General features: G+C 42.6%; 21 protein-coding genes and 1 tRNA gene. 3 read left to right on the top strand and 19 right to left on the bottom strand.

Annotated elements, in window-relative coordinates:
• Nucleotides 1–1503, bottom strand: coding sequence for a carotenoid oxygenase family protein (locus QUB80_RS30150; protein WP_289793139.1), 1503 nt, complete (start codon nucleotides 1501–1503; stop codon nucleotides 1–3).
• Between the two features lie 840 nt (nucleotides 1504–2343).
• A complete protein-coding gene (locus QUB80_RS30145) occupies nucleotides 2344–2469 on the bottom strand; it encodes a hypothetical protein (protein ID WP_289793138.1) in 126 nt (41 codons plus the stop codon).
• Nucleotides 2470–2998: 529 nt separating this feature from the next.
• Here QUB80_RS30145 and QUB80_RS30140 point away from each other — a divergent pair.
• Nucleotides 2999–4390 carry a malic enzyme-like NAD(P)-binding protein gene (locus tag QUB80_RS30140; RefSeq protein WP_289793137.1) on the top strand — a complete coding sequence of 464 codons (1392 nt, stop codon included), beginning with the start codon at nucleotides 2999–3001 and terminating at the stop codon, nucleotides 4388–4390.
• Here the strand turns inward: QUB80_RS30140 and QUB80_RS30135 are convergent.
• The 16 genes from QUB80_RS30135 to QUB80_RS30065 form a co-directional block, all read right to left on the bottom strand.
• Nucleotides 4332–4580: a hypothetical protein gene (locus QUB80_RS30135; protein WP_289793136.1), complete on the bottom strand. Its 249-nt coding sequence runs from the start codon at nucleotides 4578–4580 to the stop codon at nucleotides 4332–4334. The genes QUB80_RS30140 and QUB80_RS30135 overlap by 59 nt on opposite strands.
• A 108-nt stretch (nucleotides 4581–4688) precedes the next feature.
• A complete protein-coding gene (locus QUB80_RS35095) occupies nucleotides 4689–4829 on the bottom strand; it encodes a ribonuclease H1 domain-containing protein (protein ID WP_353962237.1) in 141 nt (46 codons plus the stop codon).
• Between the two features lie 118 nt (nucleotides 4830–4947).
• The gene (locus tag QUB80_RS30130) at nucleotides 4948–5694 is read right to left on the bottom strand and encodes a creatininase family protein (protein ID WP_289793135.1); all 747 of its coding nucleotides are present in this window, start codon (nucleotides 5692–5694) and stop codon (nucleotides 4948–4950) included.
• Between the two features lie 126 nt (nucleotides 5695–5820).
• On the bottom strand, nucleotides 5821–6093 hold the full coding sequence (locus tag QUB80_RS30125) for a cupin domain-containing protein (RefSeq protein ID WP_289793134.1): 273 nt from the start codon (nucleotides 6091–6093) through the stop codon (nucleotides 5821–5823).
• A 21-nt stretch (nucleotides 6094–6114) separates the two neighbouring features.
• The gene (locus QUB80_RS30120) at nucleotides 6115–6474 is read right to left on the bottom strand and encodes a Mo-dependent nitrogenase C-terminal domain-containing protein (protein WP_289793133.1); all 360 of its coding nucleotides are present in this window, start codon (nucleotides 6472–6474) and stop codon (nucleotides 6115–6117) included.
• A 539-nt stretch (nucleotides 6475–7013) separates the two neighbouring features.
• Nucleotides 7014–9518: a CPBP family glutamic-type intramembrane protease gene (locus tag QUB80_RS30115; protein WP_289793132.1), complete on the bottom strand. Its 2505-nt coding sequence runs from the start codon at nucleotides 9516–9518 to the stop codon at nucleotides 7014–7016.
• A gap of 39 nt (nucleotides 9519–9557) precedes the next feature.
• Nucleotides 9558–10298, bottom strand: coding sequence for a Uma2 family endonuclease (locus QUB80_RS30110; RefSeq protein ID WP_289793131.1), 741 nt, complete (start codon nucleotides 10296–10298; stop codon nucleotides 9558–9560).
• Between the two features lie 39 nt (nucleotides 10299–10337).
• Nucleotides 10338–11120, bottom strand: a complete 783-nt coding sequence (locus tag QUB80_RS30105) for an alpha/beta fold hydrolase (protein WP_289793130.1) — start codon at nucleotides 11118–11120, stop codon at nucleotides 10338–10340.
• A gap of 288 nt (nucleotides 11121–11408) precedes the next feature.
• On the bottom strand, nucleotides 11409–12329 hold the full coding sequence (locus QUB80_RS30100) for an SDR family oxidoreductase (RefSeq protein ID WP_289793129.1): 921 nt from the start codon (nucleotides 12327–12329) through the stop codon (nucleotides 11409–11411).
• A gap of 184 nt (nucleotides 12330–12513) precedes the next feature.
• Nucleotides 12514–12873 (bottom strand): hypothetical protein, encoded by a 360-nt coding sequence (locus QUB80_RS30095; RefSeq protein ID WP_289793128.1) that lies wholly within the window; start codon nucleotides 12871–12873, stop codon nucleotides 12514–12516.
• A 163-nt stretch (nucleotides 12874–13036) separates the two neighbouring features.
• Nucleotides 13037–13453 (bottom strand): GNAT family N-acetyltransferase, encoded by a 417-nt coding sequence (locus QUB80_RS30090; protein ID WP_289793127.1) that lies wholly within the window; start codon nucleotides 13451–13453, stop codon nucleotides 13037–13039.
• 6 nt (nucleotides 13454–13459) lie between these two features.
• Nucleotides 13460–14668, bottom strand: a complete 1209-nt coding sequence (locus tag QUB80_RS30085; RefSeq protein WP_289793126.1) for an aminotransferase class V-fold PLP-dependent enzyme — start codon at nucleotides 14666–14668, stop codon at nucleotides 13460–13462.
• 26 nt (nucleotides 14669–14694) lie between these two features.
• Nucleotides 14695–14766 (bottom strand) — tRNA-Asn (locus tag QUB80_RS30080).
• 166 nt (nucleotides 14767–14932) lie between these two features.
• Complete coding sequence (locus QUB80_RS30075) at nucleotides 14933–15481, bottom strand: NYN domain-containing protein (RefSeq protein WP_289793125.1); 549 nt, start codon at nucleotides 15479–15481, stop codon at nucleotides 14933–14935.
• Between the two features lie 273 nt (nucleotides 15482–15754).
• Nucleotides 15755–16432, bottom strand: a complete 678-nt coding sequence (locus QUB80_RS30070) for an ABC transporter ATP-binding protein (protein ID WP_289793124.1) — start codon at nucleotides 16430–16432, stop codon at nucleotides 15755–15757.
• 18 nt (nucleotides 16433–16450) lie between these two features.
• A complete protein-coding gene (locus tag QUB80_RS30065) occupies nucleotides 16451–16723 on the bottom strand; it encodes a UPF0367 protein family (protein ID WP_289793123.1) in 273 nt (90 codons plus the stop codon).
• Nucleotides 16724–17151: 428 nt separating this feature from the next.
• Here QUB80_RS30065 and psbD point away from each other — a divergent pair, with 428 nt between their 5' ends.
• A complete protein-coding gene (psbD, locus tag QUB80_RS30060) occupies nucleotides 17152–18207 on the top strand; it encodes a photosystem II D2 protein (photosystem q(a) protein) (RefSeq protein WP_127011367.1) in 1056 nt (351 codons plus the stop codon).
• Between the two features lie 35 nt (nucleotides 18208–18242).
• Nucleotides 18243–18422, top strand: coding sequence for a hypothetical protein (locus tag QUB80_RS30055; protein WP_289793122.1), 180 nt, complete (start codon nucleotides 18243–18245; stop codon nucleotides 18420–18422).
• A 141-nt stretch (nucleotides 18423–18563) separates the two neighbouring features.
• On the opposite strand, the gene QUB80_RS30050 is transcribed toward QUB80_RS30055, so the two are convergent.
• Nucleotides 18564–18701: a HEAT repeat domain-containing protein gene (locus tag QUB80_RS30050; protein ID WP_502875339.1), complete on the bottom strand. Its 138-nt coding sequence runs from the start codon at nucleotides 18699–18701 to the stop codon at nucleotides 18564–18566.
• Nucleotides 18702–18738 lie beyond the last annotated feature (37 nt).

The raw sequence follows: 18738 nt of genomic DNA, 5'->3' as shown, positions 1-18738 counted from the left end.
CTAATCACTGTCTTCCACTTGAGAAGTAAAGCTACCATGCAATCCGTAGGGGATGTGGTGTTTAAGATGTAAATTGGCGATCGGCCCCTTTTCTAAATTCTTGCCATCTAGAATTACCACGTCGGTACGGTTATGAGCAGCGTTATAAACTAGTGTAAACACCCAACCATCATCTTCGCTCCCTTGTGTCTCAATATAGGAGGCACGAGGTACAAAGACAGGTTCACCCACAAATCCCTTGGGTGCCGTACTCCAAAATTGCTGTTCGCCAGATTCCGGATTTACTTTAATAATTGCTTGCTGGGGAGCATCTCCTTCTGGTTGATGGGCAGCTGCTAAAAATATCCAACGATGATGTTTACCAATGAGTGCGGGATGAATAAACGGAAATTCACAAGCACGTTTATCAACTTGATGCCGTAGTGATGTCTGCGTTTTCACATCAATTTGAAAACGCCAAAGTTGTGCTGGAGGACGGCTATCAAAATCAGTTTCCTGATAATTAAGGTTATGATCGACACCAGGAAAGGTTTCGTAACAAATCGAATCTACAATGATTTCTTCACCTTGCTCAAAGGCGTTGGCATGATGGAAAACAAAACAGGGATCGGCAAGAATACATTGTGCTGATTGTGACGGCTCGCGAGGAATTACCCAAATTTTCGTCGGGTTTTGCTCTTGAAATTTGATACATTCTGCCGCACCTCGAAACCCCAATATATAGGGCAGAGGATTAAAAGAAACAGGGTTTTGAAAGAACAGACAATAGTTAGGCGTGATGGCAAAGTCGTGGATAAAGGCAAAGCCTGGGATTTTGTGGTCGTGTTTTTGTACAACCTTACCCGTCAAATCTAGCTCATAAACAATAATAGTTGTCAATGGGCCTGGTTTGATAGCAAAGGTGACTAAGCGTGGTTCTCGACTTGCATCGCCTGGATCTATCATCGGATGGGCTGCAAAGGGCGAATCTTTATTCAGCAAACCATCTAGAGTTTCGATGCCTAAAGTCTCTAATGTCTGCGGCTCCAGACGATGAGGATGAGAAGCTTCCCAAAGGGCTAGTAATTTTCCACCCCAGTAAATGATGTTAGTGTTGGCAACGTTTTTCTTTCTCAAGTCAAAAGCATTTGCCAGCCAGCCTCCCGGTTTTTCAGTACCAAAAACTCCCCTATACAGCATTCGTCTTGCTGCTTGTTCTGCACAATAACCTTCTGTACGCACAAAGCGATTGCGAAAATGAGCACGTCCGTTTGAGAAGGAAATCGCACACACCATGCCATCTCCATCAAAAGGGTGATGAACAGGCCGACCAAAGATATCTAGTAGCCCAGGGCCATTACGATATAGAGTACCGTTAATATCTGTAGGAATTTCTCCTTCTACATCTTCAATCCAATAGTCAAATTCTTGTGTCAAGGAACGGTTAGCTCCCCGCCAGTCCTCCATTGTGTAAGGTTTGGATATAGAGGAGGTAAAATCTTGTTGGGATCTAGTTGTTTGCATGAGCAGCATCAATGAAAATCAATACTAGGCTGGAGAAGTAGCGCCATCGCTCCTACAATCACAAACGATAGTGTTATCCAAAACAACATCATATTCAGCTTCATTATTTCCTCCTTCTTGGTGGAAGTTCTCAAAAGAGAATGTTAAAAGTTAAACTAATTAGATGCTATGAAGAGAAAAGAAAGATAATCGTCTTTCTTAGGAAAGGTTTGATGAGTTAGATGCAATTAACAAAATCTAAAAAATTACCATACTTTTGGTAGACGCTTAAATAATTAGTAGGACAAGTTATACAACTATCTAATCCCATTTCACTTTTTGAGTGATTCATATTCAACCCCTCCCAACCTCCCCTTAGTAAGGGGAGGTGCCGTAGACGATGGGGTACATCCATATCAGCCTTTTCGTGAAATAGTATAAGTCGGGCTGTGATAATATTGATACTTATATAGAAATACGATTGGATTTTTGTAAAAATTTCAGACGTTTTGATGCGTTATACTTTGTTAAAACAATCTATATAGATTTATAAAAAAAATTATGAGCTTTGATGCGTTACGCTTCGCTCACACATCCTACATAGACTTACAAAATAAAGTTATGAGTCTGATTGTCAGAATTACTCTCTAGAAAAAGCAAGAAAATACTTAATTTATGAGCGCCAATCTTCTACTCAGACTTGGTACTAATTGAATATCAAAAACAAATAAAAACATAAAAAATCTCAAAATAGACTATACATAGAGTCCACAATAAAAGTTAAAAATTAGTCTTCCTTGGGAGCATCCCAATTTTTACAAAACACAAAACGAAATTAGCTCAGATTAACGCTCTGTGTTCCTACCCTGCAAAAAGGCGTTCGCGTAGCGTGTCGCTTTGCGACTCAGCGCCTAAAGCATCAGCCTCTGCGTTCCCACCGAAGCTTTGATCGCCGGAAGCCTCCCTCCGGGTACGCAGTCGCCACAAGTCGGGGAACCCTTACTTTCGCTTATCCACTACTCTGCGAGAAGCCGGACTACGTCCGTCTACGTGTCTACGCCAGTCGCCTGTGGAGGAGGACAGTCCGTTGCGGGGGTCTCCCCGTTGTAGGAACTGTCCGTTGGACACCCTACCAAGAGCGCTGGCTCACCAAGGCGCTGCTCACCGCACCCTTACGGGAAGTCTCTTTGCGCCTACAAACTTCTCTCTGCGTTGAAAAATAAACTCAAACATTTGGGATGCTCCCAAGGAAGACTCACTATATATACGGTGCTTGGAATTTGGCAGAAGTAGAAGAGTTAGGATTTTTCCTCATGATGCTAAGTGTTAAGCCATCAGAGAGTTCTTGAACGAGCAACTGTTTTCGTCAGTGAATACAAACAAATCTCCGAAATTATATGGTGTATCAGAGTACAATTACTGAGTTATGGCTCGTTTATAGTACAGAATCCTCAGATTTTAGATTTAAAGGGCTAATTTACAATCTAAAATCTGAAATCTCCAATCTACGACTACAATGACAGATCTGACTCCTAACTCTAGTTTTAGTTTGACACTCCGCCTAGAAATTCCCAACCGCGTGGGAATGTTGGCTAACATAACTCAAGCAATATCCAATAATGGTGGTAATTTTGGTCAAATAGATCTCATTGAGCAAACCAGACATATTTCCATTCGCGAAATTACTGTTGATGCTGCAAGTACCGAACACGCTGAAGCGATCGTACAAGCAGTTAAGGCATTGCCAGATATTAAGGTACTAAATGTTTATGATCGTACCTTTAATCTGCATCGCGGCGGCAAAATTAGCATAGCTAGTAGAATTCCCCTTAAAACCGTATCTGACTTGGCAATGGCATATACGCCTGGAGTCGGACGTATCTGTAATGCGATCGCTCAAGATCCAGAAGAAGTTTACAAATTAACCATTAAACAAAATACTGTTGCTATTGTTACTGATGGTAGCGCTGTTTTGGGTTTAGGAAATCTCGGCCCAGAAGCAGCATTACCAGTAATGGAAGGGAAAGCAATGCTGTTCAAAGAATTCGCAGGTATCGATGCTTTTCCGATCTGTCTTGCAACTCAAGATACAGATGAAATTGTTAGTACAGTTAAAAATATTGCCCCTGTTTTCGGAGGCGTAAATTTAGAAGATATTGCTGCTCCTCGCTGCTTTGAAATAGAAGAAAGACTGCGGCGGGAGTTAGATATTCCCGTTTTTCATGACGATCAGCATGGCACGGCAATAGTTACTTTAGCAGCCCTTTTCAATGCTTTAAAACTAGTACACAAATCAATGGATCAAATCCGGATTGTGATTAATGGTGCGGGTGCAGCAGGAATTGCGATCGCTCGTTTACTCCGCAAAGCTGGGGCAGAAAAAATTTGGCTATGCGATTCTAAGGGTATCCTCTCTAATAGTCGCACCGACTTAACAGAAGAAAAGCAGGAATTTGCCGTCAAAGCCCAGGGTACTCTGGCGGGTGCGATGCAAGGGGCGGATGTGTTTATTGGCGTCAGTATACCGGGAGTGTTGACACCAGAAATGGTGCGTTCAATGACGAAAGATGCAATTGTGTTTGCAATGGCAAATCCAATTCCAGAAATTCAGCCAGAATTAGTGAGCAGCGAAGTTGCTGTCATTGCCACCGGTAGAAGTGACTACCCTAATCAAATCAATAACGTTCTCGCTTTTCCGGGAGTATTTCGCGGCGCTTTAGATTGTCGGGCAGCGACTATTACTACCTCAATGTATCTAGAAGCAGCAAGTGCGATCGCTTCTTTAATCAAACCAACAGATTTAGATAGAGAACACATTATTCCTTCTGTATTTGATGAGCGAGTTGCCACTACTGTTGCTGCTGCGGTGCAACGTGCGGCACGCCAGGATGGTGTAGCTCGCTCTTAGTTATTGGTTGTTTTACTACTGTATGGGCGGGTTTGGCAATGATATTTCTATTGAGAACGACTATTAGTTTGCCAAACCCGCCCCTAATAACTACTTCTCCAGTGTGATATTGAATGCGGGGAATCGAGCGATCGCCGCGTTGCCGACACAAAACTTGGTACTCCTGCCAAGTAGCAGGCAATCGCACCACTGCTCCCGGAGGAAACTGAATTTTTTCAGGCGAGACGAGAGCAAACGTGGCTCAATCCCCAAAATTTAAAAGATAATAATTTTATAACTTTAGATAGCCTCCTCCTCGTTACTTTTTGCTGTCTCTGGTTTTAAAGGATTTATACAACACCCCACTGAAACCCTTGATTTGCTCTTCACATTCTGCCCAGCTTGTAAATATGCCTGTTTTTCTACCTTTGAAGACTGCATAGTACTTCTTGGATGCCATATTATTCACACCGCACTTCTAAGAATAGGATTCCCAAAATTCTTAGCTGCTTGGTGATAAAACTTAAAATGATCCCTTCACCATTAATTTTTAGGAGCCTTGCACTCAATTCCATCAATTATTCTGCACTCAAAAACTCCAAATACCCATTACTGAGTTCTTTCACTGCCAATTCATAAAACTGCTTGCCGTGTTCAGGCGTTGCCAGGGCAGGATTTGAACCCATTCTCCCATCTGGGTAATGCTGGCGAAAGTCTTTGGCACCATAAATTCTATGCCCACTGCCAACTTCAGAGGAAAGGGATGCTTGCTTAATTGCCTCTGGATAAACATATTGAGTGAGGGCTACTTCACTTGGTGTGGCATGGGAACCTTCTTGATCACTGTATAATTCTTTTGCTAGCTTGTACACTAAACTGCACATAAACCAGTTAGCAACTTGGCATTGCACCTTGTGGGCGTTAGAAATCTGCAAATCATCTAAATGTGCATAAGTTTCAGAGAAAGCAGCCTTCAGCGTGGCGATGTTGCCACCGTGTCCGTTGATGAAGTAGAACTTGGTAAAGCCAGCTTTAGCTAAACAGGTGATATAATCCCGCACTACCTGGATCATTGTGCTGGGACGCAGACTTATTGTACCGGGAAAAGCAGTGTGATGCAGCGCCATGCCTACATTCATTGTGGGAGCAACCATTGCCTGAGTTGTTTCACCCACACCACGAGCGATCGCTTCTGCACAAATTGCATCAGTACCAATTAATCCTGTTGGGCCGTGTTGTTCTGTAGAACCAATTGGAATAATAATACCACCAGATTGTTGCAGATATGCTTCGACTTCTTGCCAGGTACTCAAATGCAGTAACATTGATGCCAACCTATTTATAAAACGCTCTCATATTGTAGTCACCATAACGCTACTACGATACTCAGAGGAGCAGAGGAGATGGGAAAAACTACTAACCACTAATCACTATCCACTAACTACTATCTACTAACCAAAACAATAATGCTTTTTCACATCACTTTTAATTTCCCATGTGCAGGACATACCAGCAGGAAAAGTTACCAAATCGCCTTTACCCATCTGCACTGGTTGTCCGCCATCAGGAGTAACAATTACATCACCTTCTAAAAAGTAGCAAGTTTCTTGAGTGTCATAAGTCCAAGGAAATTTCGAGACTTGTTTTTGCCAGATTCCCCATTTGGACACAGCCAATTCTTGAAGACGTTCTTGACTGGGTTGACGCTCAATTTTAATTTCCATGCTTTGCGTTCTCAATTGTATTCAACAGTAAGACTGAATATCTTCGCCACACTGATCTACTAAATAACACAAAGCGCGAAAACGTAAGCCTACAAATTGATCATAAAACGGATTCAGTTTACACAAGGGCGGAATGTGGGCTATTTTACGACCAAATAGAATAATATCCCGCTCAAACGGACACTGGGCAGGAATCAGTTGAGCGATAAATTTTGCCAATTGACGATTTTCAATATCAAATGAGTCTAGCCATTGACGCAGTGGTTTCAGCAAGTCATATTTAGGCTTAATCAATCGGTTTTTATTTGCTAATTTATGACCTTCTACAGTGGGATTAATAAAAGCTGAAAAAATAATCTTTTGATTGTTGACTTTAAGCATAATAATTCTCCCCTCCAATTAATTGATAATTGGCATTTCTGCTCTATCGCTATTAAATCCTGCTGAACTATGAAGAATTGTTCAGTTAAGTACAAAATAACAAATAAAATCTTAAATTGTCACTTTTTGAATTATTAATTTCTAATATTTGACATATCCATCACCTATCTTGAATGTAAATTGTTTACCTGAAAATCAACAGTACCCAGGGATGTAGTTTTACTGGTAAAAGCAGGATTTTTCTCCTTCTGTGGCAACATTTCACTAGGAAGAGTCTGTGACGAGTGTTGATTTTAGAGTATCCACTCTTCTATAAAATGTTACCTGCGTTACAAAAAGTTACGATTTAGTTTACCTAATAGTAGAAATTACCATAATTTGATAAAAATAAGTAATTATGAAGTTTAAACTAAGCTATTAAAAAATATAGGTAAAACGCTTATCAAAATGAGAATTAATCAAGACTTGTAATCAGTTTCAACAACTGAGTAGATAGGCAGAAATTTAGTAATAGTGACTAGAAGACTGCCTGGAAAATTTTAATGATTTAATTTATGCAGATGCAACCTGTGCATTCCTCCTAGAAATAGCAGCCAAACAACTACTACAATCCAATGAATGGTTGCGATCGCCCACAAAGAACCTGTCAAGGCATAAGCGACTGTACAGCCCAACCCTAATAGTCCTGCTAACATGAGAAAAACTGAGTGAAAAAAGGTTGGAAAGCCATCTGGGAAAAAGGTTTTGGCATTGAATGGATGATAGAGGATAAATAGCAGCAGACTTAATCCTGCCCACAAAGCCCATTTACTCCAATTCACTACTTCTGTTGGATGGGGAAGCAGCAAAATACGGAAGGTGAATTCTTCAGTTATGGCTGGAAATAGCAAACACCTCAATGTTACTAACAAGAAGTTAATCCAGTTGTCAAACCAGAGACTTAGCCGCAAAAATCCAGAGGAAAAACCCAAGGGTAGAGCGATCGCGCCATACACCAGCAGCGTCGTGCCTACAACCAGCCAATCTCGAACTTCGGGAATTGCCAAAGATGCTAATACACGATTGAGAACAACGGGGATCGGTGATACCTGGGTAAAGGGTATCTTAATTTGTCCGAAGAATTGTGTAGGTGCAACAGGGATAATATCTGGATTCCATCCTCCTACTTGATTGCTTTGCAAAAACCACAATTTCGCCCCATGTTTTAAAAATGAGGCAGCCAGTTCGTCGTGTGCCTGTCGTGGCGTAGTGCTCCGCCAACTTGTCAACCCTGCCCAAATACTAGGATCTCTAAAAGGTTGTTTGCCACCATCAATTCCTGCTACAGCAGTCGCATTGCTTTCCCAGTCGGCACGAACTATACCAAGAGGCAGAAGTTCTTTTTCAAGGGATGCTCCTAAAGAGACTAATTGCTGAAAGCGTAAAGTTTGACTGTCTTCGGGATGAGTTTTTAGCCACCGTTGGATTGCTGGGTTTGAAGTAACTTGCTGTCTAATCGCTTTAATGGCAGCGTAAAGTGCTTGATTAGAGTCTTGAATGCAAGAAACAGCAGGTGTAACCAGAGCGCTGCCCGTACCATCACCAACTCGATAGCGAGCCATCATTACCTGTAATTGGTAAATAAATTCTTGTAGAGGCGAAAGTTTAATACTGTCAAAATTATAATCTTGCGTTACCGGATCAAATTTAATCAAGATATCTGTAACAGGACGTGTTGCTAGCCATCCCCACTGCAAGTTGCCCATATAATTAGCCCAAGAGTGTGTTCCGGAAATAATTCCATCGGGATTATGGGCGTAAATTTGGTGATACTGGATAGCAAACTGTAACTCGTTGGTGAAGCGATCGCGAACTACTTCAGCTACTCCAAAGGCAAAATGCCCAGTGACAGTACTGGCTATACTCAATGCCTCACCTTTTTTACCACCAATGCCACCAAAGATATGTAAAACAATAGCTTTGTCTCCCTCGTGCCATTTTGATAATGGTTCTGTAGTTTGTGGAACGACTAAAGCTTTGCGAATTTTACCTTTGTTTGCTTCTGTATTTTGCCAATTCTCGTATTTGATATAATTTATTCCTGCTTCAATGCCCGAAATTATTTTATCTGGTTGCAGTTGAAAGAGCGATCGCGGTGCTAATGCTTGAACTACAAAGACATCACTAGCATCTTTAGCACCGTAAATGTACCAGCCTGCCTTACCTGCGCTTGAGGCTTCAATTTGATGTGGCGTAGATGGAGGTATATTTCGCGTATCAATTACCTGTTGGGGAATGCGAATAATTTCTTCTGCACCATCAAAGTCACCAGAGGTAGAATTGTAATGGCGCACGCGGAAAAATTCACTGCTTCTGGGTAATGTCTGCACCTCCACAGCTTTTGTATGGATTTCTGCTTTGAGGATTTTTACCAAACCATAAAACCGCCCAGTTGCCAGCACGGGTTCCTGCTCAATTTGCAGAGATATTTTACTATCACCCTGCTCTATAATTTCAACATTGTCTAACGTAACAATTACATCATCATTAGGTCGAAATCCCGCAAGAGATTGTAAAGCCCCCACCCCCAAATCTCCATCGAGACGAGAAGGATGAATATTTCCGGTACGTTCGCTGTCTCTGGTAGCAGGTGTAAAATTAACATCTTGCGTTACTCTTCTTACGTAAGACTGTAGCTGTTGCGTGTGCTTCCATTCCAGACGAACGACTTTGCCAATCAGATTTTTGGCTTCTGGTGGTGCGTGTTGTACTTCCAGCCATACCCAGTCTGCACCTGAGCGCATCTGTTCTGCATTAGGCAAAATTAATCTTCCTACCCAGTTTGCGATCGGTTGATAAAGTTGCGAAGGAAGTGTTTGCTCTATAGGGTAGTATTGCGGTTGATTAAAGCTTTGGCGGGTATGGATAGCGTAATTGCTTTCTTTTGTGTAAATTTCCCGCTGATTTTGAAGGTGAAGAATAAAGATAGCGATCGCACTGACAACCACCAATAACAGGAAAACTCCAAATCGGAATTTTCTCTTTTTGTTCAATCTCCACGCCATTAATAATTTAACTCTCAGTACCGCTGTTAAATTTTAGCCTTACTCAATTGCATCAGGATCAACACCGAGAGAACGTAATCTTTCCTTCAACTGTCGTACCTGGGCTTCTGCTTGTTCGGCACGTTGTCTTTCTTGTTCGGCACGTTGTCTTTCTTGTTCGGCACGTTCTTCTGCTTGTTGCCTTGCCAAAACTTCTTGCTGCAACGCCTGTGTGAGTTCCTCTGGGAGCAGCAGCTTTTCTCCCGTATCCTCTCGATAAAACCCAATCAATTGCCCTTCAAGTTGTAACCGCAACTGCAATGGTTCGCTGCGGTTATCTTCGATGGGTTCGTAGGTTCCCCGGTGCAGACGATAGCCGCGTAACTGTTCTTGCAACCACTCGCTTTTGGGATCAAATAACCAGTATTCTTTTACACCTAATTGTTCGTAAAGAGTCTTTTTAAACACCTCATCTTGCTCTTTCGTTCCTGGAGAAGTCATTTCAAAAATGACACTAGGAACTTGACCTTCTTCCCAGATTTTATAATTATCCCGACCGCCTGGGGAAACATCAAAAATTACCATGACATCGGGGGCAACTCGCAACTTGGGAAAGCCTTGAGAATAATAGAGAAATTGATTTGCCAATACAGTTACTTGACGCCCTGCTAAATATTGTTTCAAAACTTCTAGAGTAGTCAGCAAAGCATAAAGGTGATCGTAAGTTTCCGCCACTGGTTCACCATCAGCACTGGGGTAAAAGGGTTCTGTTTGGGAAGCAACAGGTAAAGTGGCTGTCATAGTTGTAAAGTCAGCACTACTGATATATCTTACCCCTCTTTAATTTTGAGATTCAATTTCATTAATAAAATCAAACACTAAATTGGTAAATCTTTCCACAAACCAGATGCTCCACTCGTGGTAAACTCCATCCACAATTATCAGTTGAGAGCCTTTGATTAGTTGTGAAAATTCTTGTGCAGCTTTTAATGGAGTTGTGAGGTCATTTGCTCCCCATAAAAGTAAACAGGGAGATTGAATTTGCGGCAAAAGTGCTTTTAAATCATTCTCTAATGAGAGCATTAAAGCTTTGATAGTATTTTGACTTCTAAACAATAAATTGTAGGAAAAAGCTTGAAAAATTTGCAGAACTTGTGGAAATCTCATTTGCGGGGTTTGAGCAGTCATTTCTATAGCCCTTTGAGCTAGTACCAGGGGTACAGGCTCAACAGGGATACCTGTACTATCTATTAATATTAGGCTTTTGACTAGATTTGGCTTTAAGGCTGCTAATGTTGCAGCTATGCCACCTCCTAGTGAATGCCCAATCACATGAACTTTTCTAATATTTAATGCTTGCAAAAATTCAATTAAGACTTGAGCATAATTTTGGTAATCCCAATCCTCAACAGAACCACTTGACTTACCAAATCCTGGTAAATAAGGCGCTATTAAATGATAGCGATCGCATAAACTATTTAAAATTTCTTGATAAGGATCTATACCTACACCCCACCCATGTATGAAAAGTATTGGAGTGGAACTTTTAGCTATTCCTCCCTCTAAATAAAAGAGACTTTGTTCCTGTACGTGAATTTGTTTTTCTGTAAATTGATAACTCACTTAATGACCTTTTCACCAGTTAAAAATTTGAGTAATTTTTAATAGATATAGCTTTGATGCTTTTGTCCTTCTTTAGTTCGGTGCTAATCTTTCAAACTATGTTAAGAAATCTTAATGTAGGGTGTGTTGTCGCCAAGCGCAACGCACCGCCAAGAATTTCAGGTGCGCGATTCCTACGGCATAACACACCCTACGGCTAAGAAAGTAGTAATTTATTCAATAACATTAAAGAACGCGCACCTTGCTGTAGTACTTCGATGCGCGATCGCCTCAACAAATACTACTAATCTAAAAACTCCAAGAGCGTGCCTGCTCGCTAAAATCACCTTCTATCTTGTCGTAACCTTGAATTGGTTCGTAAAGATTATCCGGCGCGGTTTCTGATTTCGGTTCATTTGTGCGCTGCCCACTAAAAGCAGTACGCACCATATAAGCATCAACCGCACTTGGCGAAATTCGTTGCGCCGCAAGAATTGCCTTGCCAGCATCACCAACAACCACATCGCGTTTTGGACGTTCAGCACATTTAACAATAGCTTTAGCAACCAAGCTAGGTTGGTAAACTGGCGGTACTCCCATCGGCTTCACTCCCAATTTGGTACGCGCCTTATTAAACAAGGGTGTATTGATAGAAGCTGGCATGATATTCGTAACGCTAATAGGCAGCTTCTCATGCATCAACTCAACACGCAGAGATTCTAAAAAGCCGTCTACACCGTGTTTTGATGCAGCGTAGGCACTTTGTAATGGTAAACTTCGCCTTGCCTCCACCGACGTCACATGAATCAACGCCCCACGCCCTTCCCGCTTCAGATGGGGTAACGCTGCCATCGCACCATATACCTGCCCCATCAAATTAACATCAATGATACGCTTAAATTCCTCTGGTGTTGTCACCTCAAAAGCAGCATATAGTTCCACAGCCGCATTATGTACCCAAGTATCGAGACGCCCGTATTCCTCGACGGCTCGATCTGCGATCGCTTTGACTTGCTCAAACACTGTGACATCAGCGACTACAGCAGTGGCTTCACCACCCATTTTCTGGATTTCTTCCACTAAAGACTCTAATCCTGGCTGGCTGCGAGCGGCTACTACCACCTTTGCGCCTCGATTGGCAAACTGCAAAGCTGCATTTCGCCCAATCCCACTAGAAGCCCCAACTACCGCAACAACTTGTTGATTGATTGGCTTAAGCTGTATTTGCATTACTCCTGCTCCTGCAAAATTACTCTACACTCCTACCCATCAAATAAGTCAGAGCAAAGGCGGTGGTTCATCAGTCGCAGGGTTAATCAATACAATTGTTCTTCTACTACCTGTTCTATAAATTTTTGCACTAATACCATTTCACTTTTTGAGTGATTCATATTCAACCCCTCCCAACCTCCCCTTAGTAAGGGGAGGTGCCGTAGGCGGTGGGGTAGATCCATATCAGCCTTTTCGTGAAATAGTATAAAGGTACTTGTAAAGCATTGTCTTGTTGAGTCAAAATTTCTTTTCGTATCAGTTTTCGTACAATGCCTCTATCTTGCTTTGTAGGAGTTTGCCCTTGAAAAAGACGGCGGAGGAAATTGCGATCGCTCTGATGTAAAGTTGTCCATAGTTCCCTGAAATACTGATCGCCCCGCTCTAGTACTGTGGGAATAACAGCTTGAACATCTGCTGTAGAGACACGAAATCTCCTGTCTTTAGAAATCGCTTCTAAATCTCGCTTGTTTACCCTAATATCCTGGTTTAGTAGTTTTACCACTTCGTAACACACTAGCTGTATCAAATAAGGTTGGCAGCAAGTCAATTTGATAATCTCATTTACAGCTTCTGGGGTATAGATTGATGGTTTTCTTTCCCTAACAACTATTCACATCTGGATTAACAAAATTTTATTAGTGGGATAGGTTCACGTGTCATTTTCATCAATGTTCTTCTCCTGCATAGATCCACAATGCTTCGGTTTTCCCCGATCGCTCAAATCCACATTTTTTATAAAAGGCGATCGCCTCTTTGTCTGCAACTAGAATTTGTTGGTGAAAATCTTGATAGCGAGACATTAATATTGTCATAATTTGTCTGCCTATACCTCGCTTGTGATACTCTGGCAACACCAATAAATGAGGATAGTAAACGACTAAAAAACCATCAGAAATAGCGTTTCCAAGTCCGACTAATTTATTCTTATCCCATGCCGAAACTAAGGAGTGGGAATTTGTTAGGGCGTTGTAGAGTTGCTCCGGCTTGTCGGCTGAAGACCAGTGATTTGCCTTGTACAATGTCAGGATGCTGTGCAAATCAATATCGCGGCTTTCTTTATAGGTGATTTTTGTTTGATCCATATCTTCTTACTGCTGTAGAAGTTGCGCGATCGCTCTGCCTAAATACTCATACTCCTCAATCGTGTTATAAATCTGCGCTGAAATCCTTACTAGTAATTTTGGTGTTTCCTGCCAAGGAACTATTTGCACCTGAATATTAAACATATCAAACAACTCATCGCGTACAGATATAAAATTGCGATTTTCCAAAGCAGCAGGCATAGGTACAACCGCCATTGAGCCAATCATCTCATCAGGGCAGGGTGGCAATACTTCCAACGCTTCACAAAGTAGCTTTCTTGCTTGCAACACAAGTTGATGGTTTCGCTGCCTTAATTCATCCCAACCACCGGGCAGTAGCGATCCCAGAAATGCGATCGCTTCTGGTACGCACATATATGCTGTGGGATCGTCTGTTCCCATCCAATCAAATTCCAATTGAAAGCGACTTTTATCGGTACGCGGTGAGTTAGCACCGTGGCTGATTGTCAATGGGCGAATATCTGGCTGTTTATTTCGATGCACGTACAAAAATGCTGCTCCCTTTGGCGCACACAGCCATTTGTGGCAATTCCCTGTGTAGTAAGTTGCGCCAATTTCTCGCAAGTTTAGAGCTAACATTCCGGGTGCGTGAGCGCCATCTACAAGCGTATCTATACCCTGCTCGTGCAATTGTTGCACAAGTTGCTGTAGGGGAAAAATTAACCCAGTTTGACTCGTCACATGATCTAAAAGTGCCAGCCGTGTTTTTGATGAAGCTTGCTCTAGAATTGCCTCTAAAACCTGTTGTGGCGACTCAATTGGGAAAGGAACTTTGGCAACAACAACCTGCACCCCCGTGCGGCTGGCAATAAAATCTAGAGCATTGCGACAAGCGTTGTATTCGTGGTTAGTAGTGAGTATTTCGTCTTCGGGATGAAAGACAAGAGAACGCAAAACCGAATTGACACCAGTAGTTGCATTCGGGACAAAAACCAAATCTTCAGTATCAACATCCACAAATGCCGCTAATTTGTTTCTGGCTTCATCTATTAGCGGTTCCCACTCTCTAGTGAAAAATCTTAGTGGTTCTTGTTCTAATTGCGATCGCAAGCGCTCTTGAACTGCTAACACCGCTTTCGGACAAGCCCCAAAAGAGCCATGGTTGAGAAACGTCACTTTTTGATCAAGCAACCACAAATCTTTAAAGTATGAAGGTTGAGGGTTGAGGTGTAAAATTCTCTCTTTATCCTTCATCCCTTTACCTTGATTGTTTTTCTTAACTCCCCAGGCAGGATTCGAACCTGCGACCAATCGGTTAACAGCCGACCGCTCTACCACTGAGCTACTGAGGAACGCCGCGATTTCTTATATTAGTACCAAAAAATATAAATAGCAAGTACTTTAAAAAATTTTTTGGAAAAATGTTTGGATACCAGTTTCACTCTATGATGTCTCAGTGCTAATTAGCTCTGAACCTAGCTCAAGAGTTATTAAGGACTAATGTATCTGTTGGCCTACTTACAATCCCATTCTCAGTTCGGCTAAACGCTGCCGAGCCTTAGCATCGATAGAGTTAGCTAAAAATCTACCATTAGACTTTTTGCGTGGTTGATACTTTTGTCGAGTCCGACAAACAGTAGCTTGTACCTCATAGCACAGTTGTTGGGCTGACATCCATTCCGCACCGTACCCTTGCACTACCAATTGCTGTGCGCGATCTGATGTCGCAACAATCATGCGAGCAGAAAAAGCTTGAGTCAGTGAAGAACGAACAGATGCACAGACTTTTTCAATATAGGTGTCTGCTGTCTGCCCGAAATCAGTATAATGAACACAGAGAAGCTCAGTGATGATTTCTTTATTGCTACAGGAGTTTTGATATTGGGCATCAAAAACAATTTGCGTATTGTAGCCCACAAAAGCGCTGTAACCGATCAAAGTTTCTACCAGTTCCCAACGTGCTGCTTCTAGTCCAGCACTATCACGAGTCTTTTTAAGGCAAGACCAAGCACCAATTATATTGTAGCCGTCTACAAGCAAAACGGCTGTAGATGAGGGACGAGGCATGGTTTTGAATCACAATTTTCTAAAGTTAACAAAATTCATTCATAACTTTTATAGTAATTCAACCATCCCTTGTAACACTATGTTACATAAGCAAAAAAGTGATTACTTTATAAATAATTGCTTCAAGAAAGGCTAGGGACTAGGGAAGAGGACACGGGGACACGGAAGGGGACAAGGAGCACCAGGGGCAGAAGGGAAGATCCCCAAGACTGCAATGCCTCCCCAAAGCACTGGCTCCCCTACTAACTACTAACTACTAGCCCCTAGTCCCTTTTACGAGCTTTCCTCGTCCGAGCGCATCAAACGTTCTTTGAGACGTTGGGCTTCTCCTTGATCTATTAATGAGCCTCTTTCTAATAAAAAAGCACCGTCACAATAATCTAATTCGTCGAGACGATGTGTGACCCAAAGAGCGGTGATACCCCGACTTTTGACTAATTTGCGGACACCGGCCACCAATTCTAGCTGGCTATCTGGATCGAGTAATGCAGTCGGCTCATCTAGTAGTAAAACTGGACAGTGACGAGCTAAAGCACCAGCGATCGCTATTCGTTGTTTTTGTCCTCCACTCAAGGCGTATATAGGGCGTCGTTGCAATCCCAGCAAATTTACTGCTGCTAACGCCTCTTCAACCCTGGCTCTCACAGCAGCTAGTGGTAATTTTTCTTCCACCAGCCCAAAAGCTACATCACCACCAACGGTAGGCATCACCAGTTGATGATCGGGATTTTGGAAAACAAAACCAACGGGATGCAAAATTCCTATTTCGCCAGATTGAGGAGCCAATAGCCCTGCTAACAGTCTAAGTAATGTTGATTTTCCACTACCATTTGTACCCAAAAGCATCCAGAATTCTCCTTTGGGTACTTCTAAAGAGCAAGCTTTAATTGCCTTCTCACCTGACGGCCAGCTGAAGTTTAAATCTTGTACCTTGATGCCCGGTTCCGCCATTTCTACACCACCAGCACCTTACTCAGAGGTTAAGGCAAAGAAACCAGGCGGTCTACCACTACCAGTGGCTACACCATCTCTCTGTGCAATCTGCACCCCTGAAATTTCACTGGCACGGACGGCAATTTTTTTCTCTGTCTTGCCCTCGCACTTGAGTTCCACAATCTCTGGCTTGCCAGAACTCATCGCCGCCAAAATTAGCTGATAAACAGCTTCAGCATCCTCCGCAGTCTTACGCTGCACTGAGATCGGGAAAGGGGTGTTTTTTACGGTTAAATCAATGTTAAACATCTAGCCTGAATTTAATTTAACTTTTGGTCTAATTCTAACTTTAGCAAGCTGAATCTCACTGCTCATTAGAAAGCTTTGCCAATTGGTAAAGACACTAGCCCAGATAGCTACATATGATGTCATTATCCAGCTTAAGAGCAGAGACAGCTAAAATCTTTATACGCAGGTTGGCGGTTGTACCTTGTGACTCATAGCTATTTCTGTAAATTTTCTTGATGGGTATTGCGTGAAATTTATCCGCAAAGATTAAGTTAAGTTAAAAAAAGACTGGAAAAATTAGCGAAGAACACTTAATATGATTAGAAGAAGTAAAAATTTGTAAATTGGATTGACAATCCAGTTTATTTTCTGTCTATAGGCAGTCAAAAAATGGCAGTCTATATATAGAGGACAAAACCTGTACTTATAAAATTTGGAGATTTGTTCTAATGACCATCGCAGTTGGACGCGCCCCCACAAGAGGGTGGTTTGACGTTCTCGACGACTGGCTGAAGCGCGATCGCTTCGTATTCGTAGGGTGGTCTGGTATTCTGCTCTTCCCCTGTGCATTTTTGGCACTAGGGGGATGGCTAACCGGCACCACCTTCGTCACCAGTTGGTACACCCACGGATTAGCATCATCCTACCTAGAAGGATGTAACTTCCTAACCGTAGCAGTATCCACACCAGCAGACGCAATGGGACATTCCCTATTGCTGTTGTGGGGTCCAGAAGCTCAAGGTAACTTCACCCGTTGGTGTCAGTTGGGAGGATTGTGGCCATTCATCGCTTTGCACGGAGCTTTTGGTTTAATCGGCTTCATGCTGCGGCAGTTTGAAATCGCTCGCTTAGTGGGCATTCGTCCCTACAACGCGATCGCATTTTCAGCACCAATTGCCGTATTCGTAAGCGTATTCTTGATGTACCCCTTGGGACAGTCAAGCTGGTTCTTTGCTCCGAGCTTTGGCGTCGCAGCAATCTTCCGTTTCTTGCTATTCTTGCAAGGGTTCCACAACTGGACACTCAACCCCTTCCACATGATGGGTGTAGCAGGAGTATTGGGTGGTGCGCTGCTGTGTGCGATTCACGGTGCGACAGTCGAAAACACCCTGTTTGAAGACGGCGAAGCAGCAAACACCTTCCGCGCCTTCAATCCAACTCAAGCTGAAGAAACCTACTCGATGGTGACAGCAAACCGTTTCTGGTCTCAGATCTTCGGTATTGCTTTCTCCAACAAGCGCTGGTTGCACTTCTTCATGTTGTTTGTACCAGTCACAGGCTTGTGGATGAGTGCGGTTGGCATCGTTGGTTTGGCATTGAACCTGCGTGCTTACGACTTCGTCTCTCAAGAACTGCGCGCAGCAGAAGATCCAGAGTTTGAAACTTTCTATACCAAAAACATTTTGCTGAACGAGGGTATCCGCGCTTGGATGGCTCCTCAAGATCAGCCACACGAGAAATTTGTGTTCCCAGAGGAAGTTCTACCTCGCGGTAACGCTCTGTAATTAGAGTCTGATTTTTAGAATTTCAAAGGCTCTCGATGATAAATCGGGGCCTTTTTTGTTTTAGTATCAGCAACCGTCAACAAATCATACAAATTCTCAAAGATGCACTTAATATTAAAAAACTAACCACAAAGGACACATTAGACGTGGAGCGGCTACTTACCCTACGGGAAGCCGGGCAAAGCCCGTCTACAGAAGCCACTACTCTACCTTGAAGCCGGACTACGTCCGTCTACGTGTCTACCCGTAAGGGTAGGACACAAAGAAAGAAGTCGGTACTCATTAAGTGAAAGTTTATAGAGAATTGGTATCACCCGTATTAGCATCAAAGGTTATTGAAGTTGGTTAAGTTGCGCTTACTGTTCGAATTGTTCTAAAGCCCACATTGCCATTTGCCTTACCTCCTCATATTCATCTTGCAATGTATTAGTTAAGCCTTCTAGCGCTCGCTTGTCTTTGAGCATTCCTAAAGATACTGCTGCCGAGCTTACAATTAGCTCCTCCTTTTCGCTATGCCCTAGTTGGGATTGA

This window comes from Chlorogloeopsis sp. ULAP01 (genome assembly GCF_030381805.1).
GTDB lineage: Bacteria > Cyanobacteriota > Cyanobacteriia > Cyanobacteriales > Nostocaceae > Chlorogloeopsis.
Note: the sequence above shows the minus strand (reverse complement) of the source record. Positions and strands in the feature narration are given on the sequence as shown.

What these genes read in the sequence shown, in the direction of transcription:
- QUB80_RS30115 (WP_289793132.1), bottom strand. Translation starts at nt 9,518, where the DNA reads ATGGCGTGGAGATTGAACAAAAAGAGAAAATTCCGATTTGGAGTTTTC.
- QUB80_RS30085 (WP_289793126.1), bottom strand. Translation starts at nt 14,668, where the DNA reads ATGAAGGATAAAGAGAGAATTTTACACCTCAACCCTCAACCTTCATAC.
- QUB80_RS30130 (WP_289793135.1), bottom strand. Translation starts at nt 5,694, where the DNA reads ATGTTACTGCATTTGAGTACCTGGCAAGAAGTCGAAGCATATCTGCAA.
- QUB80_RS30120 (WP_289793133.1), bottom strand. Translation starts at nt 6,474, where the DNA reads ATGCTTAAAGTCAACAATCAAAAGATTATTTTTTCAGCTTTTATTAAT.
- psbD (WP_127011367.1), top strand. Translation starts at nt 17,152, where the DNA reads ATGACCATCGCAGTTGGACGCGCCCCCACAAGAGGGTGGTTTGACGTT.
- QUB80_RS30140 (WP_289793137.1), top strand. Translation starts at nt 2,999, where the DNA reads ATGACAGATCTGACTCCTAACTCTAGTTTTAGTTTGACACTCCGCCTA.
- QUB80_RS30110 (WP_289793131.1), bottom strand. Translation starts at nt 10,298, where the DNA reads ATGACAGCCACTTTACCTGTTGCTTCCCAAACAGAACCCTTTTACCCC.
- QUB80_RS30055 (WP_289793122.1), top strand. Translation starts at nt 18,243, where the DNA reads ATGATAAATCGGGGCCTTTTTTGTTTTAGTATCAGCAACCGTCAACAA.
- QUB80_RS30070 (WP_289793124.1), bottom strand. Translation starts at nt 16,432, where the DNA reads ATGGCGGAACCGGGCATCAAGGTACAAGATTTAAACTTCAGCTGGCCG.
- QUB80_RS30075 (WP_289793125.1), bottom strand. Translation starts at nt 15,481, where the DNA reads ATGCCTCGTCCCTCATCTACAGCCGTTTTGCTTGTAGACGGCTACAAT.
- QUB80_RS30100 (WP_289793129.1), bottom strand. Translation starts at nt 12,329, where the DNA reads ATGCAAATACAGCTTAAGCCAATCAATCAACAAGTTGTTGCGGTAGTT.
- QUB80_RS35095 (WP_353962237.1), bottom strand. Translation starts at nt 4,829, where the DNA reads ATGGCATCCAAGAAGTACTATGCAGTCTTCAAAGGTAGAAAAACAGGC.
- QUB80_RS30150 (WP_289793139.1), bottom strand. Translation starts at nt 1,503, where the DNA reads ATGCAAACAACTAGATCCCAACAAGATTTTACCTCCTCTATATCCAAA.
- QUB80_RS30090 (WP_289793127.1), bottom strand. Translation starts at nt 13,453, where the DNA reads ATGGATCAAACAAAAATCACCTATAAAGAAAGCCGCGATATTGATTTG.
- QUB80_RS30065 (WP_289793123.1), bottom strand. Translation starts at nt 16,723, where the DNA reads ATGTTTAACATTGATTTAACCGTAAAAAACACCCCTTTCCCGATCTCA.
- QUB80_RS30125 (WP_289793134.1), bottom strand. Translation starts at nt 6,093, where the DNA reads ATGGAAATTAAAATTGAGCGTCAACCCAGTCAAGAACGTCTTCAAGAA.